The 25506-nt window shown below is 69.0% G+C and carries 23 protein-coding genes and 1 tRNA gene; 19 read left to right on the forward strand and 5 right to left on the reverse strand.

Features of this window, described 5'->3' with window-relative positions; translation table 11 throughout:
- Window positions 1-365: 365 nt before the first annotated feature.
- Window positions 366-1868, forward strand: coding sequence for a beta-N-acetylhexosaminidase (locus B0F77_RS41070; RefSeq protein WP_281252613.1), 1503 nt, complete (start codon window positions 366-368; stop codon window positions 1866-1868).
- Between the two features lie 36 nt (window positions 1869-1904).
- Here B0F77_RS41070 and B0F77_RS41075 read toward each other — a convergent pair whose 3' ends face one another.
- Window positions 1905-3242, reverse strand: a complete 1338-nt coding sequence (locus B0F77_RS41075; protein WP_086668480.1) for an aldehyde dehydrogenase family protein — start codon at window positions 3240-3242, stop codon at window positions 1905-1907.
- A 179-nt stretch (window positions 3243-3421) separates the two neighbouring features.
- On the opposite strand from B0F77_RS41075, the gene B0F77_RS41080 reads away from it, so the two are divergent.
- The 8 genes from B0F77_RS41080 to B0F77_RS41115 are packed head-to-tail and all read left to right on the forward strand — an operon-like array spanning window position 3422 to window position 9417.
- Window positions 3422-4795 (forward strand): GAF domain-containing protein, encoded by a 1374-nt coding sequence (locus B0F77_RS41080; RefSeq protein ID WP_245849321.1) that lies wholly within the window; start codon window positions 3422-3424, stop codon window positions 4793-4795.
- Between the two features lie 58 nt (window positions 4796-4853).
- A complete protein-coding gene (locus tag B0F77_RS41085; RefSeq protein WP_086668482.1) occupies window positions 4854-6128 on the forward strand; it encodes an FAD-dependent oxidoreductase in 1275 nt (424 codons plus the stop codon).
- Window positions 6106-6648 (forward strand): ribonuclease FAU-1 family protein, encoded by a 543-nt coding sequence (locus B0F77_RS41090; protein WP_086668483.1) that lies wholly within the window; start codon window positions 6106-6108, stop codon window positions 6646-6648. The genes B0F77_RS41085 and B0F77_RS41090 overlap by 23 nt, the downstream gene beginning before the upstream one ends.
- Window positions 6645-7232 (forward strand): nucleoside/nucleotide kinase family protein, encoded by a 588-nt coding sequence (locus B0F77_RS41095; protein WP_086668518.1) that lies wholly within the window; start codon window positions 6645-6647, stop codon window positions 7230-7232. The genes B0F77_RS41090 and B0F77_RS41095 overlap by 4 nt, the downstream gene beginning before the upstream one ends.
- A 46-nt stretch (window positions 7233-7278) precedes the next feature.
- Window positions 7279-7824 carry an RNA polymerase sigma factor gene (locus tag B0F77_RS41100; protein WP_086668484.1) on the forward strand — a complete coding sequence of 182 codons (546 nt, stop codon included), beginning with the start codon at window positions 7279-7281 and terminating at the stop codon, window positions 7822-7824.
- Window positions 7821-8465: a hypothetical protein gene (locus B0F77_RS41105; protein ID WP_086668485.1), complete on the forward strand. Its 645-nt coding sequence runs from the start codon at window positions 7821-7823 to the stop codon at window positions 8463-8465. Before B0F77_RS41100 ends, B0F77_RS41105 begins: the two co-directional genes overlap by 4 nt.
- A 10-nt stretch (window positions 8466-8475) precedes the next feature.
- Complete coding sequence (locus B0F77_RS41110; RefSeq protein ID WP_086668486.1) at window positions 8476-8760, forward strand: DUF6412 domain-containing protein; 285 nt, start codon at window positions 8476-8478, stop codon at window positions 8758-8760.
- A 39-nt stretch (window positions 8761-8799) separates the two neighbouring features.
- The gene (locus tag B0F77_RS41115) at window positions 8800-9417 is read left to right on the forward strand and encodes a YidC/Oxa1 family membrane protein insertase (protein ID WP_086668487.1); all 618 of its coding nucleotides are present in this window, start codon (window positions 8800-8802) and stop codon (window positions 9415-9417) included.
- Here the strand turns inward: B0F77_RS41115 and B0F77_RS41120 are convergent.
- The gene (locus B0F77_RS41120; RefSeq protein WP_245849322.1) at window positions 9399-10928 is read right to left on the reverse strand and encodes a PucR family transcriptional regulator; all 1530 of its coding nucleotides are present in this window, start codon (window positions 10926-10928) and stop codon (window positions 9399-9401) included. The two genes, B0F77_RS41115 and B0F77_RS41120, sit on opposite strands and share 19 nt — an antisense overlap.
- 163 nt (window positions 10929-11091) lie before the next feature.
- Between B0F77_RS41120 and pruA the strand changes: the two genes are divergently transcribed.
- Both pruA and B0F77_RS41130 read left to right on the forward strand, forming a co-directional pair.
- Entirely contained in the window at window positions 11092-12717 is a 1626-nt protein-coding gene (gene pruA, locus B0F77_RS41125; protein WP_086668488.1) for an L-glutamate gamma-semialdehyde dehydrogenase, read from the forward strand.
- A gap of 83 nt (window positions 12718-12800) precedes the next feature.
- On the forward strand, window positions 12801-13724 hold the full coding sequence (locus tag B0F77_RS41130; protein WP_086668489.1) for a proline dehydrogenase family protein: 924 nt from the start codon (window positions 12801-12803) through the stop codon (window positions 13722-13724).
- On the opposite strand, the gene B0F77_RS41135 is transcribed toward B0F77_RS41130, so the two are convergent.
- Window positions 13711-16113, reverse strand: a complete 2403-nt coding sequence (locus B0F77_RS41135) for a tetratricopeptide repeat protein (protein WP_086668490.1) — start codon at window positions 16111-16113, stop codon at window positions 13711-13713. The two genes, B0F77_RS41130 and B0F77_RS41135, sit on opposite strands and share 14 nt — an antisense overlap.
- Window positions 16114-16308: 195 nt before the next feature.
- Here B0F77_RS41135 and B0F77_RS41140 point away from each other — a divergent pair, with 195 nt between their 5' ends.
- From B0F77_RS41140 to B0F77_RS41155, 4 genes are all read left to right on the forward strand, one after another.
- Entirely contained in the window at window positions 16309-17949 is a 1641-nt protein-coding gene (locus tag B0F77_RS41140) for a bifunctional 3'-5' exonuclease/DNA polymerase (RefSeq protein ID WP_425435799.1), read from the forward strand.
- 124 nt (window positions 17950-18073) lie between these two features.
- Window positions 18074-19450 (forward strand): carbohydrate-binding protein, encoded by a 1377-nt coding sequence (locus B0F77_RS41145; protein ID WP_086668492.1) that lies wholly within the window; start codon window positions 18074-18076, stop codon window positions 19448-19450.
- Window positions 19451-19505: 55 nt separating this feature from the next.
- Window positions 19506-19577: transfer RNA gene (locus B0F77_RS41150), tRNA-Val, on the forward strand.
- Window positions 19578-19626: 49 nt separating this feature from the next.
- Entirely contained in the window at window positions 19627-20268 is a 642-nt protein-coding gene (locus B0F77_RS41155) for a helix-turn-helix domain-containing protein (protein ID WP_245849324.1), read from the forward strand.
- Here the strand turns inward: B0F77_RS41155 and B0F77_RS41160 are convergent.
- Window positions 20250-21077, reverse strand: a complete 828-nt coding sequence (locus B0F77_RS41160; protein ID WP_086668493.1) for a prenyltransferase/squalene oxidase repeat-containing protein — start codon at window positions 21075-21077, stop codon at window positions 20250-20252. The genes B0F77_RS41155 and B0F77_RS41160 overlap by 19 nt on opposite strands.
- Before the next feature lie 148 nt (window positions 21078-21225).
- Here B0F77_RS41160 and B0F77_RS41165 point away from each other — a divergent pair, with 148 nt between their 5' ends.
- The 4 genes from B0F77_RS41165 to B0F77_RS41180 are packed head-to-tail and all read left to right on the forward strand — an operon-like array spanning window position 21226 to window position 24318.
- On the forward strand, window positions 21226-21645 hold the full coding sequence (locus B0F77_RS41165; protein WP_086668494.1) for a hypothetical protein: 420 nt from the start codon (window positions 21226-21228) through the stop codon (window positions 21643-21645).
- 16 nt (window positions 21646-21661) lie between these two features.
- On the forward strand, window positions 21662-22234 hold the full coding sequence (locus B0F77_RS41170) for a DUF3558 family protein (RefSeq protein ID WP_086668495.1): 573 nt from the start codon (window positions 21662-21664) through the stop codon (window positions 22232-22234).
- Between the two features lie 5 nt (window positions 22235-22239).
- Window positions 22240-23529 carry a PPE domain-containing protein gene (locus B0F77_RS41175; RefSeq protein ID WP_086668496.1) on the forward strand — a complete coding sequence of 430 codons (1290 nt, stop codon included), beginning with the start codon at window positions 22240-22242 and terminating at the stop codon, window positions 23527-23529.
- A 9-nt stretch (window positions 23530-23538) separates the two neighbouring features.
- On the forward strand, window positions 23539-24318 hold the full coding sequence (locus B0F77_RS41180; protein WP_086668497.1) for an ESX secretion-associated protein EspG: 780 nt from the start codon (window positions 23539-23541) through the stop codon (window positions 24316-24318).
- Here B0F77_RS41180 and B0F77_RS41185 read toward each other — a convergent pair.
- Entirely contained in the window at window positions 24315-25478 is a 1164-nt protein-coding gene (locus B0F77_RS41185; protein WP_086668498.1) for a lactate 2-monooxygenase, read from the reverse strand. The genes B0F77_RS41180 and B0F77_RS41185 overlap by 4 nt on opposite strands.
- Between the last annotated feature and the right edge of the window lie 28 nt (window positions 25479-25506).

Here is a 25506-nt window from a genome sequence, read left to right on the forward strand (position 1 = left end):
CCCTGGGCGAACACCAGGACTCGGTAGTAGCCCGCCCCGTCCTGCTGGACCTGGGCCGAGGCGACGAGAACGGCTTCACCTTCGGCCTGCTCTACGGCAAAGAGGTGGAGCTAGCACACAAAACCGAGGCAGAACTCCCAGCCCTGTGGCGGAAACTGACCAAGGAACACCTCTAGCCGCCAGCGCGGCTTTGGCTTGGGCGACGCCCTCAATTGGTCTAAACCTTGACATCCCAACCCGCCCCCTGAAACCGTAACCCCTTCGCCGCCACCACAAGGTCCCCCCTTGCCCTGGAGGATGGCGTGAAACCTCAAAGACTGCGCTCCGCACTAACAGCCCTGCTGCTAGCCGGATCAGGAGTACTGGTGACCGGACCCGCCGCAGAAGCCGCAACCCCGCTGCAGGAACTGGTCCCCCAACCAGTCCAGGTCCAGCCCCGCCCGGACATCACCTTCACGCTGACAGCATCAGCCAAGATCCAGCTGGGCCAGGACACCGCCCGCAAGCCAGCAGAACTCCTAGCAGGCATCCTCCGCCCCTCAACGGGTTTCGCACTCCCGATCACAGACGGAGTGTCCGGCGAAGGCATCGTCCTGCTGACCAACGCCGACCCGAAAACCGGTCCAGAGGGCTACCAACTCGACGTGACCCCAAAGCAGGTGGTCATCCGAGCAAACACCCCACAGGGCCACTTCAACGGCATCGCCACCCTGAGGCAACTCCTGCCCACCAAAGCGGAAGCCAAAACCAAACAGCCGGGCCCGTGGACCGTCCCCGGCGCCAGCATCCTCGACCACCCGAGGTACCAGCACCGCGGCGCCATGCTCGACGTGTCCCGGCACTTCTTCACCCCGGACCAGGTGAAGCGCTACATCGACCAGATCGCCACCTTCAAAATCAACTACTTCCACTTCCACCTGTCAGACGACCAGGGCTGGCGACTGGAGATCAAGAGCTGGCCCGAGCTGACCAGGATCGGCGGCAGCACCGAGGTAGGCGGCCGCAAGGGCAACCTGTTCTACACCCAGGACCAGTACAGGGACCTGGTCCAGTACGCGCAGAACCGCGGCATCACCGTGATCCCCGAGTTCGACATGCCCGGCCACACCAACGCGGCACTGGCGAGCTACGCCGAACTGAACTGCGACGGCAAGAAGCGCCCGCTCTACACCGGCACCGACGTGGGCTTCTCCTCCCTGTGCATCAGCAAGGAGATCACCTACAGGTTCGTCGAGGACGTGGTCAGGGAGGTCTCGGCGATCACCCCCGGCCCGTACTTCCACATCGGCGGCGACGAGGCCCTCAGCACCCCCGACGCGGACTTCGTCAAGTTCATGAACCGGGTGCTGCCGATCGTCAAGAAGTACAACAAGACCACGGTCGGCTGGCACGAGTTCATCAAGACCACCAAGGACACCGCGCCGATCCCGCAGTTCTGGGGCACCGAGAGGACCGATGCGAACGTCGCCGCGGCGGCCCAGCGCGGCAACAAGGTGCTGATGTCGCCGGCGAACCGCATCTACCTCGACATGAAGTACAACAAGAACACCAAGCTCGGCCAGGACTGGGCCGGTCTCGTCGAGATCAAGGACGCCTACGGCTGGAACCCCGGCGCGTACCTCGACGGCGTGACCGAAGGCAGCGTCCGGGGCGTTGAGGCTCCACTGTGGACGGAGACCATCAGGACCTCCGCCGACATCGAGTACATGGCGTTCCCGCGCCTCGCCGTGGCCGCCGAGCTCGGCTGGGCACCGGCCGGCGTCCACAACTGGGGCACCTTCGCACCGCGCCTGGGCACGCAGGGACCCCGCTGGAAGGTCCAGGGCATCAACTTCTACGCGAGCACCCAGGTGCCCTGGAAGAAGTAGGCCCCGGAAGAAGTTAAGCCCTAGAAGAAGTAAGCCCTAGAAGTAGCCCTGCGCGCGGTCGGAGTAGCTGACCAGCAGGTGCTTCACGCGGCGGTACTCGGCGAGCACGGCGGTGTTCGCCGGGTACGCGAAGTAGTTGTTGACCCACACCCGCTCGGCGCGCAGTTCTTGGCCGACGTTGTGCGCTCGCGCGACGTCGCGGCTCCAGACGCCGGCGCCGAGCTGGGCGGTGGCCTCGTTCGCGATCTTCAGCGCGTCGTCGCGGTCGTCGAACCTGGTCACCGAGACGATCGGGCCGAGCACGGCGTCGGCGAACACGGCGGAGCGGTGATCACCCTCGAAGATCGTGGGCTGGACGTAGTGGCCGGAGGCCTCGCCGCCGGTCACCAGGCGCGCGCCCTCGGCCTTGCCGCGTTCGACGTACGCCAGCACGCGATCGCGCTGCGCAAGACTGACGACGGCGCCGACCATCGTGTCGGTGTCGAGCGGGTCGCCCATCCGCAGCTGCTCGGTGCGAGCGGTCGCCAGGTTCAGCAGTTCCTCGTAGCCGGCGGTCTGGATCAGGGCGCGCGACGGCGCCGTGGAGATCTCGCCCTGGTTGGCCGCGAACATCGCGAAGCCCTCCAGCGCCTTGTCCAGGAAGCCGTCGCGGTGCGCGACCACGTCGGAGAAGAAGATGTTCGGGCAGCGGCCGGACACGACCGGGTGGTCGTCGGAGCCGGTGATCACGTTCACCACGCCGGGCGGCAGCAGGTCCGCGATCACGCCGAGCAGCACGTGGATCGACGCGGGCGTCTGCAGGGCGGGCTCCAGCACCACGGCGTTGCCGGCGGCCAGCGCGGGAGCCAGCACCCGGCCGGCGTTCATCAGCGGGAACGTCCACGACAGGCGTTCGTGCACCACGCCGAGCGGCTGGAACGAGCGGTAGTCGCAGGTGTCGCGGCCGATCTGCTCGACCTCGCCCACCTCGGTGCGGATGATGGCGGCGACCTGGCGGAACTGCTCGATCAGCATCGGCACGTCGGCCACCAGGGCCTCACGCAACGGCTTGCCGTTGTCCCACGTCTCGGCGACCGCGAGCTCGGTCGCGTGCTCCTCCACCCGGTCCGCGATCTCGCCCAGGACGGTGGCGCGCTCTCGTGCCGTGGTGTTCCCCCACGCTCGTGCGGCGCCGCTGGCCGCATGCAGGGCACGGGCCCGGTCGGCGTCGGTACCGCGCGCGACCTCCGTGAAGACCTCACCGGTCACCGGCGTGACGTTCTCGACGTACTCACCGGACACGGGCGGCACGTAGTCGCCGCCGATGAAGTGGTCGTACCTCGGCCGGTACGCGACCACGCTGCCGGGCTGACCCGGTGCCGCGTACTGCGTCATGCTCGACTCCTGTGGATGAACGGCCCGCTGCCTGGCTGGAGTAGGGGAAATGAGAAAATAGGCAGCAGAACGTTGCATGCTCGTTGCAAGCCGTGGATGGATCAGTGACCCACGAACCCGGGCAACACGCACTGTTGCTGAGTCGAGTCAGAGATGCCGTGTTGAGTGGTACTCGCACGGTGGATTCGCCACGCTCGGTAATTTCTGCGTCGTGGCAACGGTCACTTGCCGCCAACGTGGATCCCGACCTGCACACCGCGCCCACGGTCTTCGCCGCCGACGAGCTTCCCGACCTGCGCGAACGGCATCCGCTGCATCCCTGCCTGCCGTTGCTGCGCGAGACCCTGCTCGGCTTCGCGGAAGAGGCCAGGCACATCATGATCGTCGCGGACGCGCAGGGCCACATCCTGTGGTGCGAGGGCTCGCGCGACACCCGCGGCAGCGCCGAGGACGTCGGCCTCGCGGAGGGAACGCTCTGGTCGGAGGACGCGGCGGGCACGAACGGGATGGGCACCGCGCTGGCGGTGAACTCCGCCGTCACGGTGCACTCGGCCGAGCACCTCGTGCGGACCTACCACCGCTGGACGTGCGCGGCGAGCCCGATCCGCGACCCCGACAGTGGCTCCACGATCGGGGTCGTCGACCTGAGCGGCCCGCTCGAGACCGTCCATCCCTCGATGGTGGCCCTGGTGTCGGCGTCGGCCCGGCTCGCCGAGTCGGAGATGCTCGCGCGGATGCACGCGCAGGACGAAGAGCTGCGCGCACGCAACATGCGGCACCTGATGGCGTTGCGCGGCGAGCCCGGTGCCCTGCTCAGCCCGACCGGCCGGGTCGTCGCGGTCGAGCCGTACGGCCTGCTGCCGTCCCGCGTCGACGTCTCCGGCGACCGCGTCCAGCTGCCGGACGGCCGCGAGGCGGTGCTGGAACCGCTCGCCCAGGGCTACCTGCTGCGCGTGCCACGGCAACGCCACGTCAGACGCAGCGTTCTCTCGCTGTCGTTCCTGCTCCCTGAACCCAAGGTCGTGCTGGACGGCCGCGAGGTGCCGATCTCGTTGCGGCACGCGGAGATCCTGGGCGCGCTGGCGCTGGACGGCAGGCTGTCCGCCGACCAGCTCGCGCTGCGGCTCTACGGCGAGCGCGGCAACCCGACGACCGTGCGCGCCGAACTGCACCGGCTGCGCGCCCAGCTCGGCACCGACGTGTTGTCGACCAGGCCGTACCGGCTCACCGCCGACGTCGAGGCGGACTTCCTGGCCGTGCGGGCCGCGCTCCAGGCCGGCGACGTGCCGCTGGCGGCCTCCCGGTATCGCGGTTCCCTGCTGCGCCGCTCCGAGGCTCCGGTCGTCCGGGACGAACGGGACAACCTCGCGACCGGTGTGCGGAAGGCCGTCCTGGCCCGCGGAGACGCGAACGCGCTGTGGACGTTCACCCAGACCGACTCCGGCGAACACGACGTCGAAGCACTGGAACAGCTGGTCAGGCTGCTTCCGGCGAACGACGTGCGGCTCGCCATCGCGACCGCCCGGCTGAGACGGCTCAGTCAGGACGATTGACAAGAGTCTCAACAACTGAATATCTTCCCAACTAAGAGATTCAGTTGGGGAGGCTGTCATGCGTGTATTGATCATTGGAGCGGGGACCGGGGGCCTGTGCCTTGCGCACGGGCTGCAGAAGGCCGGCGTGGACGTGGCGTTGTTCGAACGCGACCGCACGCCGCGCAGCATGCTGATCGGCTACCGGGTGGGGATCAGCCCGGACGGCAGCAGGGCGCTGCACAACTGCTTACCGCCCGACGTGTTCGCCGAGTTCGTCCGCACCACCGCACGGCCTGCCGTGCGGATCAACATGCGGACCGAGAAGTACAAGGAACTGCTGGTCGCCGAGCTCCCCCGGAGCGCGGATCCGGCCCACAACGAGAACTCGGTCAGCCGCATCGCGATGCGCACGGCCCTGCTCAACGGCCTGGAGGACGTCGTCCGGTTCGACAAGACGTTCACGCACTTCAGCCGCAACGACGACGGCTCGGTCACCGCGTTCTTCGACGACGGCACGTCCGAGACCGGTGACGTGCTGGTCGGCGCGGACGGCGCGCAGTCCAAGGTTCGCAAGCAGTACCTGCCACACGCGAAGATCGTGGACACCGGCATCACCACGATCGCGGCCAAGCTGCCGATCACGCCGGAGACCGAGGCACTGCTGCCACCGCAGGCCGACGGCGCCGTCACGCTGCTCTACGGCCCGAAGGGCATGTTCGTGATCATCCACGTGATGCGCTTCGACGGAACGAGTGCCGAGGACGACTACATCATGTGGGGTTACGCGGCCTCGCACGACAAGTTCCCGGACCTCAAGGGCAAGACCCAGGAACAGCTCAGGCAGGTCGTGCTGGACATGACGCCGAAGGTGCACCCGAACCTGCGGGAGCTCTTCCGCCGCGGCGACCCCGAGACGCTGTTCCAGATCAAGGTCCGTACGTCCGAGCCGCTGCCGCCGTGGAAGGCGAGCAACATCACGATGATCGGCGACTCGGTGCACCTCATGACGCCCGGCCGCGGCATCGGCGCGAACACCGCGCTGCGGGACGCCGAACTGCTCACCCGCAAGCTGACCGAAGCCCACCACGGCAAGGAGGTCGTGCAGGCGATCGCCGAGTACGAACGGGAGATGGTCGAGTACGGGTTCGAGGCCGTGCTGGCGTCGCGCGAGCAGATGGACGGCAACGGCGCGATCCACAAGCCCGTGATCGGCCGGATCGTGCTGGCGTTCATGCGGACGTTCCTGCGCGTCACCAACTCCGTGCCCGCGCTCAAGCGCCGGATGATGGCCCAGGACGCGGCCCGCCGTGATCACGTAAATTCAGCGCATGAGGTCGTTCACGCCGGGTGAGGTGGTCGTGCGGCGTGAGGTGCTGCACGGCAAGGTCTGGTCGGAGATGCCGACCAGGGTGATCGTCGACGAGCCGGGGCTGCTCGCGGTGTTCGTGGAACCGGGCACCCGGCTCACCTATCCCGACCATCACCACCCGCACCCGTGGGACAAGCCCGAACGCGGCTTCTGGCGCGGTCACGGCAAGCTCATGCTGCACCGCCCGCAGGACGCCTACTCCGTCGACCTGTTCTGGAAGGGCGACGACCGGGTGTTCGGCAACTACTACCTGAACCTGCAGGCGCCCTACCGCCGCGTCGAGGACGGCTTCGAGACCCTCGACCACGCGCTGGACTACACGCTGGCACCGGACGGCACCTGGGCACAGCGCGACCTCGACGAGTTCGAGGAGCAGGTCGCTTCCGGCAAGTACTCGGCGGAGGAGGCCGAGGCGATCAGGGCGGAGGGCCTCAAGATCGAGAAGATGCTGGCGTCCGGCGAGATCTGGTGGGACACGGCCTGGGCGGACTGGAAGCCTTGAAAGTACGTCCGCTCACGTTCGACACGCTCGTCGCCGAGATCGTCGGCCGCATCAGCGCGCTGGACGGCCGGGTGCGGGTGCTGATCGACGGCGCGCCCGCGTCCGAGCCGGGCAAACTCGCGGACGCTGTTGTAGAACCGTTGCGCGCCTTGGGCCGTGCGGTGCAGCGGGTGTCCACTGAGGACTTCTTGCGACCGGCGTCGGTGCGGCTGGAACACGGCCGCACCGACCCGTACTCGTACCGGCACGACTGGTTCGACCTGGGCGGTCTGCAACGCGAGGTCCTCGACCCGGCGCTGGACGGCAAGGTGCTGCCGTCGCTGTGGAACGCGGCCACCGACCGGGCCAGCCGCGCCGAGTACGTCGACCTGCCGGAGAACGGCGTCGTGATCGTCGACGGCACCCTGTTGCTCGACCGCTGGCTGCCGGCCGAACTCACCGTGCACCTGTGGCTCTCCCCTGGCGCGTTGAAGCGCAAAACCACCGAACAGTGGACGCTGCCCGCCTTCGAGGACTACGAACCGGTGGCGGACCTCTTCGTCCGCTACGACCACCCCGAACGGCCAGGCGTCGTCGAGTCGTGAACCGGTCTTCCCGCTGCGGACATGAACGGGGCAGAGGGGAGGAACCGTGACCGACGAAGAACTCTGGGACCGGGTCCGCAGCGGGGACGAGCACGCTTTCGGCGAGCTGTTCGAACAACACTCGCAGGCCGTCTTCGCGTACTGCCTGCGCCGCACCGGCAGCTGGGCCGTCGCCGAGGACCTGATGTCCGTGGTGTTCCTGGAAACCTGGCGCAAACGCACAACAGTGACGGTTGAGGGGTCGTTGTTGCCGTGGCTGTACGGCGTCGCACTCGGCGTCACCCGCAACCACCGAAGATCCCGCACGCGGTACCGAGCCGCCTTGAATCGGGTGCCTCCGGCCGAAGCGCACGGCGATCACGCGGACGACGTGGCGCGGAAGGTGGACGCCGAGACGCGGACCAGGGCGGTGATCGAGGAGCTGTCACGGTTGCCGCGCAGGGACCGCGAGGTGCTGGAGATGGCCGCGTGGTCGGACCTGACCCAGACGCAGATCGCCCAGGTGCTCGGCATTCCCGTCGGCACCGTGAAGTCCCGGCTGGCCCGCGCCCAGCGCATCGTGCGCGGCGCACTCGTGGAGGAGGTCCGGTGAACATCACGCCCGAGATCCCGCAGCTCGACCCGATCCGCGTGCAGGCCCGCAAGCACGCGCTGCTGAACGAGATCGGTCAGCAGCCCGCACGCCGCGGGTGGCGCCACGCCATGCCCGCGACGGCGTTGGCGGCAGTGGTGGTGATCGGTGCGGTGTGGTGGATGTCGCCCGCGCCGATCACGCTCACCGACGGCGCGGCCGTCGACCGGTGTCAGGACGCCCTCGGCAGAATGAGAATGCCCGTGCCCGGCCCCGGCGAGGTGAACTCCTCGGTCGCCGACCGGCGCGGCGACGTCGTCCTCGTCATGCTGACCGGCCCGGAGAGCATGTGGTTCTGCATCTTCGAAGGGGAGTCCTGGACCAGCGCCCACAAGTTCCCCCGACTCATCTCGACGAACGTGGAGTTCGTGGCCTACCTGGGCGACGTCATCGAGGGAAAGCGCACAGGCATGGCGTACGGACGGGTTCGTCCCGACGCGCGCACCGCCACCCTGGAGATCGCGGACGGCAGGAAGGTGCCCGTGCTGCTCGACCAGGGCTGGGCGGTCACCTGGTGGCCGTCCAGCGCCGAGGCGAAGCTCCTCACGTTGTACGACGAGGCTGGTCACGTTCTCGAGACCGTCGTGCCCGAGAACAGGTAACCTCCTGAGCATGTGGCGGCCGGAGACCAGGAACCGAGCGATGCTGATGCTCGCGGTCTTCCTGCCTGCCCTCTACGCCTTCACGTTGTTCTCCTCACCGACCGAGGTCGTCGCGGCCGTGACCGCGCTCGCCCTCGCACTGATCGTCGTGGTCGCGCTGCTGCCGCGGACAGCAGCACCAGCGCGGTCGCTGTCGATCCGGGAACGAGCACAACGATCAGCTCAACTGCGGCTGCGCAATCCAGACGCAGCAGGCAGGCCCCGTCCTCGAGCACCGGGATGCCGGACGTTCTGACGTCCGCGAAATCCCCAACTCGATACGGAGAACCAACCCTTGTTCGCTGACCTGGGCGCCGCCCTGGCGAGCTTCGGCATGCCCGCGCTCGCCATCATCGTGTTCACCATGGCGGTGCGGCTGATGCTGCACCCGCTGGCCCGCGCCGCCGTGCGCGGTGAGAAGGCCAAGGCCAAGCTCGCGCCGGAGATCCAGAAGCTGCAGAAGAAGTACGGCAAGGACCTGATGCGGCTCTCGGAGGAGTCGCAGAAGGTCTACAAGAAAAACGGCGTCTCGATGTTCGCGGGCATCCTGCCGATGCTCGCCACCGCACCGTTCTTCATGGTCATGTACCAGGTCGTCACGACCCCCAACCCCCTGCTGGCGGGGACGATTTTCGGGGTTCCGCTAAGTGCTCATTTCACGAGCACTTTCAGCTGGGCCTTCTTCGTGCTGTTCGGCCTGCTCGCGGTGGTGGCCTATCTGACCGTCAAGTGGCAGCAGTCGCGCATGACGACCACGCCCACGCCGGGGTTCATGACCGGGCTGGTCAAGGTGCTGCCGTTCGGGACGATCCTGGTGGCCGCGTACCTGCCGCTGGCCGCCGGGCTGTACCTGCTCACCACGACGACGTGGACGATCGCGGAACGCGCGCTGCTCTACCGCATCCTGAGCTGAAGCTGCGCGATCAGCCGGACCAGCGGGTCGTCCAGGTCCAGGTCGATCCGCTTCAACCGGTACCGCAACGTGTTCGGGTGGACGTGCAGCCGTTCCGCGGCGGCGCGCACGTCACCCAACGCGTCCAGGTACGCCAGCAACGACTTCGCGAGCTCCGGGTCGAGCGCCTCGATCCGGGGATCGCGGATCCGGGGATTGTCCTGCAGCAGCGCCAGGATCTCGCTCACCAGCACCTGGGAACGAACGTCCGCGAGCGTCGCCACCTCGGCGTCGAGGTCGCGGGCCATCGCGTCCAGCACGCGTTCGGCCTCCTGCCGGGAGATCCGCACCTCGTCCAAAGTGGACACCGTGGAGCCGACCGCCGCCTGCACGGACGTGTGCAGGTGCCGCCGGGCGGTGGTGACGATCTCCCGGGTCAGGTTGAGGAGTTGGGCGTTCGGGGCGAGGTCCGGGAGCAGCACGTAGGTGCGGCCACCGGACTCGCTGACCAGCGCGCTGCGCCGGTACGCGGCGGCGTGCACGGAGATCAGGCCGGTCATCTCGGCGCGGCGCAGCTCGTGTTCGCTGCGGTCGCCCTCGCCGCCGCGCAACGCGAAAACCACCACCGCGGCGGGTTTCCCGGGGTCGGCACCGATCTGGCCGGCGACCGTCGTGGCGTCCATCCGGCCGGTCAGCAGGGCGGCCAGGAGGTTCTCGCGGAACCTCGACGTGGGCTGGTTGCGCTGCTGGATCAGGTGCGGGGCGGTGACGCGGGCCGCGCCGAGCAGCGCACGTTCCGCCTGTTCGGTCAGCGGCTGGTCGCCCTCCTGCACCCAGATCGTGCCGAGCGGCTGGGCGCCCGCGTGGATGCCGACGGCGATGCGGCGGCGGATGCCGAGCTCCGGGCGTTCGTCGATCCGCACCACCTCTTCGGACGAGCGGAGGAGGTTGTAGACGCCCCACTCGCGCAGCATCTTCAGGTACGGCTCGGGGCCCTGGCGGCCGAGGATGGAGAGCCGGCGCAGTTCGTCGACCTCGTCGGACGACCGGGAGTAGGCGAGCACGCGGCTCGCGGTGTCCTCGATGCTGACGATGCCGCCGGTCAGGGTCGCAATCGTTTGCGCGAGCGCGAACAGGTCGCCGAGGACCTCGCCGTCGTCGGTCGTGGTCGTCAGCACGCCCTTGGCCAGCGACTCCAGGTGTCCCCAGCGCACCTCGGGGCGGACTTCCAGCAACGCCACCCCCGCGTCCACGGCCGCCTGCGAGAGCGCCTGGGACGACTCCTTGACCGCGACGGCGGCGGCTTTCGCGCGTCCGGCCGCCCTGATCAGCGGCAGCGCGGCCCGGCCACGTGCCCCGATCAGCAACGCCAGGTCGCCGGCGGCGACGTCCGGCGGGTCGTCCGGATCCATGATCACGACATCGCGCACGTCGACCTCCAGGCCGTTGGGGGCGACCTGCAGTTCGACGAGGGGATCGCCGAGCGCGATCAAGATGTGCCGCAGACTCACCGCCACCCCGCCTTTCGGCACGCGGGGCCCCCGCGTACCCACTTGCGACACGCGGGGGCCCCGCGTGTCCAAAATGTTGGCTGATCGTACATCTGAACCGGTGAATCTTGGCCGGTTGCACAACGGGGGCGGGGTTGGGCGGTCTTACGGTTTAGCCACCGAACAAGCCCAGAAGGAGTTGCGAGTGGACGCGGTCACCCAGGTTCCCGCCCCGGTCAACGAGCCGGTCCTGCAGTACGCCCCCGGTAGCCCGGAGCGTGCTGAGCTGCAGGCCAAGCTGGCCGAGCTGCAGAAGGAGCCGCTCGAGCTGACGTTGACCATCGGTGGCGAACAGCGCATGGGTGGCGGTGAGCGTTTCGACGTCGTCCAGCCGCACAACCACCGCTCGGTCCTCGGCACCCTCGCCGGCGCGACCCAGCAGGACACCACCGACGCGTTGCGGGCCGCCCGCGAGGCCGCCCCTGCGTGGCGCGCGATGTCGTTCGACGACCGCGCGGCGATCATCCTGCGCGCCGCCGACCTGCTCGCCGGCCCGTGGCGCCAGACGCTCAACGCCGCGACGATGCTCGGCCAGTCGAAGACCGCGATCCAGGCCGAGATCGACTCCGCGTGCGAGCTGATCGACTTCTGGCGTTTCAACGTGCAGTTCGCCCGCAACCTGCTGGCCGAGCAGCCGATCTCCTCCCCCGGTGTGTGGAACCGCACGGACCACCGTCCGCTCGAGGGCTTCGTCTACGCGATCACGCCGTTCAACTTCACCGCGATCGCCGGCAACCTGCCGACCGCGCCCGCGCTGATGGGCAACGTGGTGCTGTGGAAGCCGTCGCCGACGCAGTCGTTCGCGGCGCACCTCACCATGCGGCTGCTCGAAGAGGCCGGCATGCCGCCCGGCGTGATCAACCTGCTGCCCGGTGACGGCCTCGCCGTGTCCGAGGTGGCGCTGAACTCCCCCGACCTCGCGGGCATCCACTTCACCGGTTCCACCGCGACGTTCCAGAAGTTGTGGGCGCAGGTCGGCTCGAACATCGCGAACTACCGCTCGTACCCGCGGATCGTCGGCGAGACCGGTGGCAAGGACTTCATCCTGGCGCACCCGTCTGCCGACCCGGACGTGCTGCGCGTCGCCATGATCCGCGGTGCGTTCGAGTACCAGGGCCAGAAGTGCTCCGCCGCGTCGCGCGCCTACGTGCCGCGCTCGGTGTGGAACAAGATCAAGGACCAGTTCCTGGCCGAGGTCGAGGCGCTGACCTACGGCGACGTCACCGACTTCTCGAACTTCGGTGGCGCGGTGATCGACCGCCGTTCGTTCGACAAGCTCTCGGGCGTGCTGCAGGCCGCTCGCGCCGACGCCACGTTGGAGATCGCCGCCGGTGGCACCGCGGACGACTCGGACGGCTTCTTCGTGCGGCCGACCGTGCTCGTCGGCTCGGATCCGACGAACTCCGTGTTCACCACCGAGTTCTTCGGCCCGGTGCTCGCGGTCCACGTGTTCGAGGACGCCGACTACCTGGCCGTGCTCAAGCAGATGGAGAGCGCGGCGCCGTACGGCCTGACCGGCTCGATCATCTCCCGCGACCGCGCCGCCGTGGCGCACGCGCAGGAGGAGTTGCGGTTCGCCGCCGGCAACTTCTACGTCAACGACAAGCCCACCGGTGCCGTCGTGGGCCAGCAGCCGTTCGGCGGCGGCCGCGCGTCCGGCACGAACGACAAGGCGGGGTCGGTCCACAACCTGCTCCGCTGGGTCAGCCCGCGCTCCATCAAGGAGACCTTCGCGGCACCCACCTCCCACCTCCACCCGCACCAGGGCTGACCAAGCCCGAAGTCGATGAAGGGCTCCTTCATCCACCACAAGTGGATGAAGGAGCCCTTCATCCCGCACCCCTAGGACGTGAAATGTTGCGATCCAGTCTTCTTGCCGCGTCCCGGAGTGCGGGGGCGCGGAAGCTCGTCGAGTCGACGCCGCTGACCCGGCCGGTCGTCGAGCGGTTCGTCGCCGGTGACGGGGTCGACGCGGCCATCCGCGTTACCGCCGAGGTGCTCGGCGACGGACGGTTGGTGACTCTCGACCACCTTGGTGAGGACACGTTCGAGGAGTCGCAGGCCAACTACACCGTCGAGGCTTACCTGACGTTGCTGGGGCGGCTGGAGTCGCACGGGCTCACGAACGGCGCCGAGGTGTCGGTCAAGCTGTCCGCGGTCGGCCAGTCGCTGGCCATCGACGGCGAGAAGATCGCGCTGGAGAACGCACGGCGGATCTGTGCGGCGGCCGCGGTCGTCGGCACGACCGTGACGCTCGACATGGAGGACCACACCACCACGGACTCCACGCTGGGCATCCTGCGTGAGCTGCGGGTGGACTTCCCGTGGGTCGGCGCGGTGCTCCAGGCGTACCTCAGGCGCACCGAACAGGACTGCCGCGACCTCGCGCACTCCGGTTCTCGGGTGCGACTGTGCAAGGGCGCGTACCAGGAGCCTGCTTCCGTTGCGTACCAGGACAAGCACGACGTCGACCGGTCGTACGTGCGGTGCCTGAAGGTGCTGATGGAGGGTCAGGGCTACCCGATGGTGGCCTCGCACGACCCGCGCCTGATCGCGATCGCCGCCGACCTGGCGTCCGCGCGTTCGAAGGACTCCTACGAGTTCCAGATGCTGTACGGCATCCGGCCCGAGGAGCAGCGCCGCATCGCCACCGAGGGCAACCGCATGCGCGTGTACGTCCCGTACGGCGACGAGTGGTACGGCTACTTCATGCGTCGTCTCGCCGAGCGTCCGGCCAACGTCGCGTTCTTCGTGCGGTCGCTGCTCACGAAGAGCTGAGCTCCTCGGCCGTTTCGAGGGCGAACTCCAGCTTCACCGGCTCACCCGCCTCGCGGAGGATCTCCACCGCGCGGTGGGTGAGCCGAAGTGCTTTACCCACCTCGTGCTTCGTCTCCCCGCACAGCCGTGCGTAGATCGTGAGCGCGTCGGCGTACCCGGCCTGCCGATCGAGGTCCAGCCCGGTCATGTGCCACAGCACCACGGCCGTGTGCGCGGTGTTCCTCGCCTCGTCCTTCCGTTCCGCGCCACGTAGCCTGCACGCGTGCTGTTGCACGGCCGAGAGATAGGTGGTCGGCGGTGTCCTCGGGATCAGCGCACGGCAGACCTCGACCGTGAACTCGGACATCCGCAGCGCCCGCACGTGATGGTCCGATTCGGACAGTGCCCGAGCCGCGCATTCCAGTGCCGGAGCCAGCTTCGCGCCGAAGAACTCGACGAGCTGGGACGGCAGGCGGTGGCACAGCTCCAGGCACTCGTCGGCGGTGCGCAGCGCCTGCTCGTCCAGGTCGTGGCGAAGTTGCTGCTCGACGAGGGCCGCCAGGGCGATCACGAGGTCGACCTGGTTCCAGACGAGGTCCTGCTCGACCAGTTCCCGGTACACCTCGACGGCTTCCTCGACCGCACCGAGATCGCGGGCGAGCCGGGCGACGTTGAGCAACGCGTTGCCGAGACCCTTCTGGTCCCCCGTTTCCCGCCACGCCATCACGGCTTCCCGCGCGGTGAGCTCCGCGTCCAGGCCTTCGCCCAGCGCCTGGCTGTACCGCATCAACGCGTCGGCGAGCTCGCCGCGGAACGTGTCGGGGTTGACGATCGCGAGCCGGCGGAAGAGGTCGACCGCTTCCTTCAACGTGTCGGCGGCGGCTTCGGCCCTGCCCAGGTCGACGAGCATGGTGCCGGCCACGACGAGGTTGCGGGCGAGCTCGGGTTCGAAGCGCGGGTCCTCACGGGCGAGCACCCGCCAGTTCGCGATGGAGAGCTGCATCGAGTCGGCGGCGTGCTGTTTCTCGCCCTCGACGTGATAGCGGCGGGCCATGGCGGCGGCGACGCGCGCGAAGTCGACGCGGAACAACGCGGGGTGGTTCTTCGAGAGCTCCTGGAAGAGCAGGGTGGCCCGGCTCAGCGCGGTCATCGCCGCCTCGTCCTGGCCGAGCGCCTGGTAGCGGTAGCTGATCTGTTCGAGGGCGGAGGCGAGCTGCGGGGTGGTCTCCGGGTCGTCGAGCGCGATCTCGTGCCACAGCGCGATCGCCTCCTCCGAGACCGCGAGCACCTCGTCGCGCCGCTGGGCGTTGATGAGCCGCAGTCCCAGGTCTCCGAGCGCGTCCGCGAGCAACGGCCGGTTCTCCTGGTCCTGCCGCACGAGCTCGCGGTAGCACTCGACCTCCTGCCGGGAGGCCTCGACGGACTCCTGGCGCAGGCCGCACAACATCGTGCGCGCGCTGAGCATCCCGTACATCTCGGCGCGTTCGAGGACGTCCTGGGCGCGGTCGATCAGGCGCAGGGTAAGCATCGACGGAATCGCGTCCACGGCGAAGCGCTCGTCGCGGAAGATCTGCCGGGCGAGGTGCTCGGCGGTCGCGCACGAGCCGATCTCGGCGGTGATGCGGAGGCTGTCGCGGGCCATGTCGCGCGCGATCCCGGGGTCGTCCGCGATCAGCTGGTCGAGCCCCGACCGCAGGTTCGGCCACCGCAGCGCGGCGCGGGCGAGCAGGTCAGGGTCCGGGTTCTCCGGGGTGGCGACGGCGAGGTAGTCCTCGGCGATGCGGCCGCTGCGGGGACCGTCGTCGCGCTGGAGGAGCTGGCGGACGAGCTGGGTGCGGTTCACGTCGCACGGGTCGCCGTGGACCGTGGTCAGCGCGGCCATGTGCAGGTCGAGCACCGTCTCGCCGGCGATGTTCGGCGGCGGTTCGTCCGGCGCGGTGACGTTGAGCTGCTTGGCGAAGTGCTGGCAGGCGAGGGTGAACGACCCGGCGCGGTCCTGCACCGTCGGGGCGAGCGCCAGGTCGGTGACCTCGTGGTCGAAGTCCGCGATGCGCTGGCGGGTGGAGGACCACCACCAGCCCGTGGTCCGCGCCGCCAGCAGCACCCGCCTGCGCGCCGGTCCGTGCCGGAGCGTGTCCTGCAGCCTCCCGAAGACGTCCGGCCAGTCGAGCCGGTCGGCGTCGTCGATCAGCAGCAGCCCGCCGTGGGCGTCGTCGTCCCACTGGTCCTGGAAGTGCTGGAGCAGCCTGGTCTTGCCCGCGCCCGCCGGAGCGTGCAGCAGCAGAGACGCCCGTGGCGCTGGGCTGTCGCGCCAGAGCGTGAGGGCGTGCAGTTCGGATTCTCTGCCGTGAAAGGGGACCACCTGATGGGTGGGGTCCAGCAATGCGGCGACGCTGAGTGCTCGGTCCACAGCCTCATAGTCGGCGCGTGGTCAGGCCAGGGGTAGGAAGACCACACCATCGTGGTCTTTTCCCGTTTTTCCTTCACTCCATTGCTGTCTGGCTTGGAGAGGCTCCAACCACTAGGCGTGTTCCTGGTCCGAAACCGGCCTCGGTTTCAGCCCACACTGAAACTGTCAGACCCTCGCTGCACAATCTGGGGTGTGCTGGTTGCCCTCGTCCTCGACCCGGACGGCGCTGGGCGGTGGCAGAAGCTGCACGACGACGGGACGCCCGCCGGTCCCGCGATGTCAGCCTCTTCCGTCGCCTCCGCCGTCGCGTCGCTGGAGCGCGCCCACAAACCGCGGTGGGTGTGGGCGGACACCTCGGAGATCTATCCGCTGCTGCTCGCCGCGGGGGTGCGGGTCGACCGGTGCTGGGACCTGTTCCTGACCGAGGCGTTGCTGCTCGGTGCCGAGGGCAGGCACCGGGAGCCGCGCGAACTGCCGGCGGCGCTGGCACGGGCGCTGGGCCTGCCCGCACCGGCCGATCTGGGGCATCGCAAAAAGGACGTCGAGCTGACGTTGTTCGAACCGGAACCGGTGGTGCTGCCGGGCGACACGGACGCGTTGGCCGCGTTGTCGCTGGTTTTCCGGGCGCAGCAACGGAATCCGGCACTGGGGCTGCTGATCGCGGCGGAGTCGGCGTCGGCGTTGGTGGCGGCGGAGATGACGCACCACGGGTTGCCGTGGCGGGCGGACGTGCACAACAGGCTTCTGGAGGAGGTGCTCGGCCCGCGCCCGGCGCCGGGTGCGCGGCCGAAGCAGTTGCAGGCGCTGGCCGATCAGATCCAGGAGGCGTTCGGCGGCAAGGAGATCAACCCGGACGCCCCCGCCAGCATCGTGCGGGCGTTCGCGCGGGCGGGCATCGAGGTGCCGTCGGCGCGCCGGTGGGTGTTGAAGCAGGTCGACCACCCCGCGGTGGAACCGTTGCTGGACTACAAAGAGCGCGCACGGCTGTGGGTGGCGCACGGCTGGACGTGGCTCGACGCGTGGGTGCAGGACGGGCGGTTCCGGCCCGACTACGTGGTCGGCGGGGTGGTGTCGGGGCGGTGGGCGTCGCGGGGTGGTGCGGCACTGCAGATTCCGAAGCTGATGCGGCAGGCCGTGATCGCGGACGACGGCTGGTGCCTCGTCGCGGCCGACGCGTCGCAGCTCGAACCGCGGATTCTGGCCGCGCTGTCCGGCGATCAGCGGCTGATCGAGGTGTGCACGGACGACGACCTGTACTCCGCACTGGCCGAGGACTCGTTCAAGGGCGAGCGGCCGCGCGCGAAGATCGCGATGTTGTCGGCGATGTACGGCGGCACCTCGGGTGAGGCCGGACCGCTGCTCGCCGTGCTGCGCAAGAGGTTTCCCGAAGCCGTCGGCTATGTGGAAGCCGCCGCGCAGGCCGGTGAGCAAGGCCGCATGGTGCGCACCCGGCTCGGGCGCACGTCACCCGAACCGTCGGAGGCGTGGCGCGAACTCACCGGTGGCGCCGACGACTCCGGTGAGGTGTCGCGCTCGTCGCGGCAGGCGGCGCGGAACTGGGGCCGGTTCACCCGCAACTTCGTGGTGCAGGGCAGCGCGGCGGACTGGACGGCGGCGTTGTTGGCCGTGCTGCGCAATCGGTTGCCGGCCGAGGCGCATCTGGTGTTCTTCCAACACGACGAGGTGCTCGTGCACTGCCCACGGGCGGACGCCGACGCGGTGATCGAGGCGATCGCCGAGGCCGGTCGCGAGGCGACGCGGTTGCTGTTCGGCGACACGGCGGTGCGGTTCCCGATGAACGCGGTGCCCGTGACGTGCTACGCGGACGCGAAATAAGTCCAAACGAGACGCTGCGCGACCTGGTGCGTTCGTGGTCGTTGCTCCGATTGGCCGCTTGTTCTTGCGCCGTGAGAGCGCTCTCATAAATGGACTGCACCCGTGACAAGGAGGTCACTCGCGCATGAGGCAACGCCGCCGCATTCTCGCGGCCACGACAGCTCTTATTGCCGCGGTACCCCTGGCGATCGCCGCCATGTCCGCCAACGCTTCGATCCCACCCCCTGCAGCGGGATGGACGCAGGTGTGGGGTGACGACTTCAACGGTCCGAACGGATCCTTGCCGTCCAGCTCCAACTGGATCTTCGACCTCGGTCACGCCTACCCCGGCGGCCCCGCCAACTGGGGCACTGGCGAGATCCAGAACTACACGAACAGCACGCAGAACATCAAACTCGACGGCTCCGGCAACCTGCGGATCACCGCGCTGAAGGACGGCGCGGGCAACTGGACGTCGTCACGTATCGAGACCCAGCGCGCCAACTTCAAGCCGGCGCCCGGCGGCAAGCTCGCCATCGAGGGCCGCATCCAGATGCCGAACGTCACCGGTCAGGCCGCGCTGGGCTACTGGCCCGCGTTCTGGGCGCTGGGCTCGCCGTTCCGCGGCAACTACTGGAACTGGCCGGGCATCGGCGAGTTCGACATCATGGAGAACGTCAACGGCATCAACTCCGTCTGGGGTGTGCTGCACTGCGACGTGGCTCCCGGCGGTGCCTGCGGCGAGTTCACCGGCATCGGCAACTCGCGGACGTGCCCCGGCGCGTCCTGCCAGTCCGCGTTCCACACCTACCGCTTCGAGTGGGACGACGCCGCGAAGACCTTCACCTGGTTCGTCGACGGCCAGTCGTACCACCAGGTCACCCAGGCCCGCGTCGGCGCGACGGTCTGGAACCAGATGACGTCGCACGCGGGGTACTTCATCCTGCTGAACCTCGCGATGGGCGGGGCGTTCCCGAACGCGCTGAACAACAACCAGCCGACCCCTGTCGCGGCCACTCAGTCCGGGCACTCGCTGGTCGTGGACTACGTGGCCGTCTACTCGGCTGGCGGCACTCCTCCGACCACCACGACGACGACCACTCCCCCGCCCGGTGGCGGTGGCTCGGCCTACACCGAGCTGCAGGCGGAGAGCGCGGCCGAGCGTTCGGGCGGTTCGGTGGCACCGGGTGACGGCGGCTCGGGCGTGCACCAGATCGCGAACGGCGGCTACCTGAAGTTCTCGGGCGTCGACTTCGGCGCGGGCCCGGCGCGGCAGTTCTACGCTCGTGTCGCCTCGGGTGCCGGTGGCGGCGTGAGCGGGCTGGTCGAGGTGCGGCTCGGCTCGCGGACGGCGACCCCGGTCGGTTCGTTCGCGGTCGGCAACACCGGGGGCTGGGACGCGTGGAGAACCATTCCCGCCAACATCTCCAACATCAGCGGGGTGCACGACGTGTACGTGACCTTCACGTCCGGTCAGCCCGCGCCGTACGTCAGCGTGAACTGGGTGAAGTTCGGGACCTGACCCCTGGGTGCGCGCCGAGGTGGGTTCGTCCGCTAGAATGTCATCCGCACGACACGGATGATTAGCTCAGCGGGAGAGCACTACCTTGACACGGTAGGGGTCACTGGTTCAATCCCAGTATCGTCCATCTGGCGCCGCGTCCTTCGGGATGCGGCGCCATTTGCTTTGATGGACAGGTGTACGCCGAACGTCCTGCTCCCGCGGGCCTGGCTTGCCTGTGGACGCGCACGGTCTCCGCGTCGACCGTGCAACGCGTGGTGCCGGACGGGTGCACCGATCTGATGTGGACACCGGCGAGTGGTGCGTTGTTCGTGGCCGGTCCGGACACCGCCGCGCAGCTCGCCGTGGTGGCGCCGGGGACGTTGTACGGGGTGCGGTTGCCGCCCGGCGCGTTCCCGTCGGTGTTCGGTGTGCCCGCGCATGCCGTGCGAGACCTGCGGGTGCCGTTGGCGGAGCTGGTGCCTTCGGCCCGGCTGTCGTCGTTCTCGGAGATGGTGGACTTCTGCGCCTCGCGGGTCGTCGTGGATCCGGTTCTGAGCGGCACCGCTTCGTTGCTGCGGACCTGCGACGTGCGCTCGGCCGCGTGGGAGATCGGGCTGAGCTCACGTCAGCTGCGCCGCCGATGCCTCGACGCGTTCGGATATCCGCCCAAGGTGCTGCAGCGGGTGCTGCGGTTCGACGCCGCGCTGCGCCTGGCGTGGGACGGTGTGCCGTTCGCCTCGGTCGCCGCCGAAGCCGGTTACGCGGACCAGGCGCACCTGGCCCGCGAGGTCCGTGCTCTGGCCGGCGTGTCGTTGGGTCAGCTGATCCGGCCGTAGCGTTTCAGGGTCAGCAGCGCGTCGATCGTGGCGATCGAGCGCCATTCGAAGTGGGTTATCGGGGTGAAGGCGGGAAAGCCGAAGTTCCAGCCGCCGTCTTCCTGCTGGCCGTTCTGGAGTTCGTCGAGGTCCTTGCCGAATTCGTCGTCGGTGAACCACCTGCGGGCGACGCTGGTGGGTTTCCGCGCGTACTGGTGCGGTTCCAGTGCCTCGCCGTCCGCATATCCCTCGGTGCTCGGCTTGAGATGCTTGAGCTTTTCGGCGGCCAGTTCGGCGCGGGCGCGGTCGGGGACCTCGTCCAGGAACATCGCCGCGGCGCGCAACTCGTACGGGTGGGTCTCGGCGAGCTTTTCGATCTCCTGCCAGCAGTAGTCGGTCGCCCTCGCGAGCCACGGGCTGGTGATGTTCATCGCGTGCAGTGCGGCGGCGATCTGGGCGGTGAGGAGAAGTCCGCCCTGGTCGTCGGCGGCGACCCAGGGTGCCTTGGGGTGGTCCTTCGAAGTGGACATTCCGAACGGGACACTGCCGTCGGGGCAGGTGCGCTCGAGCCAGGTCAGGACCGATTCGGCCTGCTCCGGGGCGTTGACCTCGCCGAACAGCTGAAGGGCGCGCAGGGCGTGCAGCGGCTGGCTGGTGGGACCGCGGTGGTCGGGTTCGAGGGCATAGCCGTATCCGCCGTCGTCGTTGCGGTAGGCCAGCACGGCCTGGACCACGTGCTCCGCACTGCCGCCGTCGAAGGCGTGCTCGAACCAGCGTTGTTCCAGCGTGCGGGCGTTGTGCCAGATGAAGTTCCTCGCTTGTTCGATCATGTCTCGAACGTAGGCCGCCCGACGCGCCGGGTCTTGCACGAAACGGCCATGTGACCTGGTCGGCGTCGCTCGTTCACCCACGCTTGGAACCGGACCTATGCGAATATCCTCTAACAGGGGTGTGGAGTTCTGAGGGGAGCTGGCTGAGATGCTGATGTTCGACGCGATCGTGCCGGCGGTCAGCGCCGCGGCTGGGGCCGTTGCGGGTGCTGCCGCAGCGGCGGGCGCCACGGCAGCGGGAGCCGGCGGCGCTGGGGTGAAGAGGTTCAGCGTCGAGCCGAGTCAGGCGCAGAAGATGATCGACGGCCTGAAAGCGGCTGTCGAGCATCTGAACGACCTGAGGAACACAGCCACAAACCTCAAGCAGTCAGGCGCCCCTGGCCCCGACCCCTACAGCGGCTGGGCCACGCTCGCGATGCGCCAGGCAGCGGGTGAGGAGCCCGGCGGCTATCTCTGGGCCAATGACTTGGCCCGGAAAGCGCTCGAGAAGACGATCGAGAACATCGAGAAGGCTCTGGCCGAGTACCGGGGCACCGACGACGCGGCGAAGGCCGCGATGAAGGGCTGACACGACCTTGAAGCGAATGACCGCTCTGTTGACCGCCGTCATCGCCATCGGTGTCCTCGCCGGATGCTCGGAGAAGACCGGCGGAAACCCCAACACGACGGCGCCGACCGGCGGGGACCAGACCAGCAGCTCACCCACGAGCAATGGCTCGTCTTCCGGGCTCAGCATCGCCAAGTTCGTGGAGAAGCCGTGCGACGTCGTCCCGGCCGCTCAACTGGCAAAGCTCGGAAGCGTCCGCGCGCCGGAAACCACCTCCACCACGATTGGCCAGCAGTGTGCGTGGAAGGGGCAGGACGTCATCAAGAACTCGACGTACAGGGTCGCCGTCACGCCTGACAAGTCGGTGGACGACATGATCGCCAACGTCAAGAACAGCCCGGTCTTCACCGACCACAAGGTCGACGGCATCCGCTTCGTCACCTACGACGGCACCGACGCGTCCATCGACTGCCGCACGATCATCCAGGTGTCCGACACCGACTCGGTCACCTCTTCGGTGAGCGTCGCTTCCGCCGAACGGGCGACCAAGAAGCCCTGCACCGAGTCCGAGGAATTCGCCAAGCTAGTCGTCCAGACACTGAAGGGGTAGCAGACATGGCTGGGGATGAGCCGAACATCGGCGGGTTCTTGATGCTGCCCCTCGCGGGCGGCGACACGGTCTACAAGTGGTTCGAGAAGGGGAAGGGGCCGAGCCAGAGCACGGCCCCGACCGCGCAGGGCTGGCGTGACCTCTCGTCGGGGCACACCGACGTCGCCGATCTGATCAACAAGGCTGTGAGCGACTCCGGCGCGTCGTGGGAAGGTGCGGCGGCCGACTCCGCCCGCGGCAACACCTCGCCACTCGCCACCTGGGCGGATGTCACGGGAGCATCCGCGACCTCAGCGGCCACGACGTCCGACACGGTCGGCGAGGCGTACGTCAACGCCAAGTACGCGATGCAGAAGCCGCCGTCGGTGCCGGACAAGCCGTTCCTCAACGACCTCGCGTTCTGGGAGACCGACTACGACGAGGCGGTCGAGAAGAACCAGCAGGTCAACGAAGCGAACATGCGGGCGTTCAACCAGTACGGGAGCGCCGTCACCGCGAGCGCGAACAGCATGCCCACGTTCATTGCGCCGACCACGGGTGACGTCAGCATCGAAGAGAACGGCGGGGACCCCAACATCGGGCCCGTGAAGACGACACCGCCCAAGACCGGTCTTCCCCCCGACGGCATCGACCAGCCGACCGGCTCCGGCGACCGGAGCGGCTCCCAGGACCAGACCAACCTGTCCGGGTGGAAGCCGCCCACGGACAGCACGAACCCGGCCTGGCTCGAGCCCGGTGCGCCGCAGACGCAGTTCCCGCCCGGCGACCCGAACGACCCCCGCAACCGGCCTCCCACGGGTGATCCCAACATCCCGCCCGGCGGCCGCTGGGATCCGAACAACCCGAACGACCCGCGCAACCGCGGCCGGTTCGACCCCAACGACCCGCGCAACCGGACCGGCGGTCCCGGTGGACCCGGCGGACGTGGGCTCGGCGGGCCCGGCGGCGGTACCGGTGGTGGTCGCGGTGGCGGCGGCGGTGGGCTTGGTGGCGCCGCGGCGGCTCGCGGGGCCGGGCTCGGTGGGCCCGGCGGCATGGGCAGCGGGTTCGGTGGCGCTGCCGGTGTGGCCGGTGAAGGGCGCGGCGGTGCCGGTGGCTTCGGGCCGGCCGGGTCCGGTGCGGCCGGTGCTGGTGGCCGGGGCGGTGCGGGCATGGGGGCCGGCGGCATGGGTGCCGGTGCCGGTCGCGGTGAGGGCGAGGAGGACAAGGAGCACAAGTCCGCGTCCTACCTGCAGGAGACCGAGGACATCTTCGGTGACGGAACGATGGTGGCTCCGCCGGTCATCGGCGGATAAGGAGAGAACGTGCTGAGAAGCAGGGTCGCCATCCCTGTCACCGCGCTCTACCAGGCGTGGCAGGCCGCGGGTCTGCCGTCGCTGCACCGTGCGCTGCTCACCCAGGTCGACTTCGACGAGGACCTCCTCGAGTCGGGCGACGTGAGTGAGCTCGAACGGCTGCAGCGGTCGGCCTGGGCGCAGCTCGAGCAGTACGGGCTCGCGCGCGGCAGCCAGGTCCACCCGGACCTGGCTGCCGCGCTGCGGCTCGTGGTCGAGGCGGGCGTGGAGTACTGGGCGTTCTTCAGCTTGAAGGACGGCCCGCAACAGAGCGTGCTGGTCGTGACGAACGGCCAGGACGCGCTGCGGATCGTGCTGACGCCGGACCAGCAGTTCGTGCTCGAACCGGTCCGCCCGGACGAGGCACCGCAGGCACTGGTCGGCGCGCTGCCTCCGGTGCCGGCGGGCAAGGGCGGTCCGATCACGCTGCCCGAGGACGCGATGAAGCCGAAGCCGCGGCAGTCGTACGAGGACACCGGCTCGTTCATGCAGCAGAGCCGGCCGACGAGCACGCCGAACGACCACCTGGTCGCGCAGCTCAAGGAGATCATGAGCCAGCCGCGCACCGGCGGCGGTCAGGTCTACTCGGCCAAGCGCGACCACCTGGGACGCAAGCAGCGTTGCATCGCGCCGCTCACGTTCATCGACACGCCGAACGGCCGGTACCTCGCGGCCAAGAGCGAAGGCTGGCTGCGGGTGCAGCCAGCCGACTTCGGCACGTTGGCGCGGATGACCGCGACGATGCCTTAAGGGGTGAACCGCAGCGCGTCCGGGCCCAGCTCGGCCGGGCTGCGGTGACCCGACAGCCCGAGCGTCAGGTCGAAGTCCGCGAGCAGGCTGCGCAACACGTGCCGCACCCCGACCTGACCGCCGTGCGCCAACCCGTACGCGAACGGCCGTCCGACCATCACGGCCTTGGCCCCCAGCGCCAACGCCTTCACGATGTCCGCGCCGGTCCGGATGCCGGAGTCGAACAGCACGTCGACCTGCTCCCCCACCGCCTCGACGATCGACGGCAGCGCGTCCAGCGACCCCACCGCGCCGTCGACCTGACGCCCGCCGTGGTTGGACACGACGACACCGTCCATTCCGAACTCGACGGCCTTGCGCGCGTCGTCCGCGTGCTGGATTCCTTTCAGGACGATCGGCCCGTCCCAGTGCTCGCGCAGGAACGCCAGCTGGTCCCACGACTTGTCGGTGCCGGTGAACAGCTGCACCCAGCGCAGGATCGCCATCGGCAGGTCCTCCTCCGGCGACTTCTGCAGCCCAGCGCGGAAAACCGGGTCGCTGAACGGAATCGCCGTGCCCACTCCGCGCAGGAACGGCAGGTACGCCTGGTCCAGATCGTGCGGCCGCCACGCCAGCGTCCACGTGTCGAGCGTGACGACCAACGCGGTGTACCCGGCCTTGCGAGCCCGCTCCAGCAGCGACGCGCACACGTCCGGGTCGTTCGGCCAGTACAGCTGGTACCAGCGCGGCCCGTCGCCGGAAGCCTCCGCGACCTCCTCGATGGTGTGCGAGGACGCGGTCGACAACACCATCGGCACCCCGAGCTCGGCCGCCGCCCGCGCGGTCGCCAGCTCGCCGTCCGGGTGCAGAATCGACTGCACACCAACGGGTGCGAGCATCACCGGCGCCGGCAGCTCGGTGCCCAGCACGGAAACACCGAGGTGCCGCTCGGTGGCGTTGGTCAGCATCCGCGGCACGATCTGCACGCGTTCGAAAGCGTCCCGGTTCGCCTTCACGGTGGCGCCCGAGCCCGCACCTCCCGCCACGTACCAGAACGGCCCCGGTCCCAGCCGGTCGCGCGCGGACTGCTCCAGCGCGTTCGGATCGGTGGTGAACGGCGGCACCGCGCCGCCGAGCCCCTGCAGGTAAATCTCGTTCTGGTACGCGGCGAATGAGGTCATGCGTCCAGCTTGCTACGAAGCCGGCCGC

This window comes from Lentzea kentuckyensis (assembly GCF_002150765.1).
Taxonomy (GTDB): Bacteria; Actinomycetota; Actinomycetes; order Mycobacteriales; family Pseudonocardiaceae; genus Lentzea; species Lentzea kentuckyensis.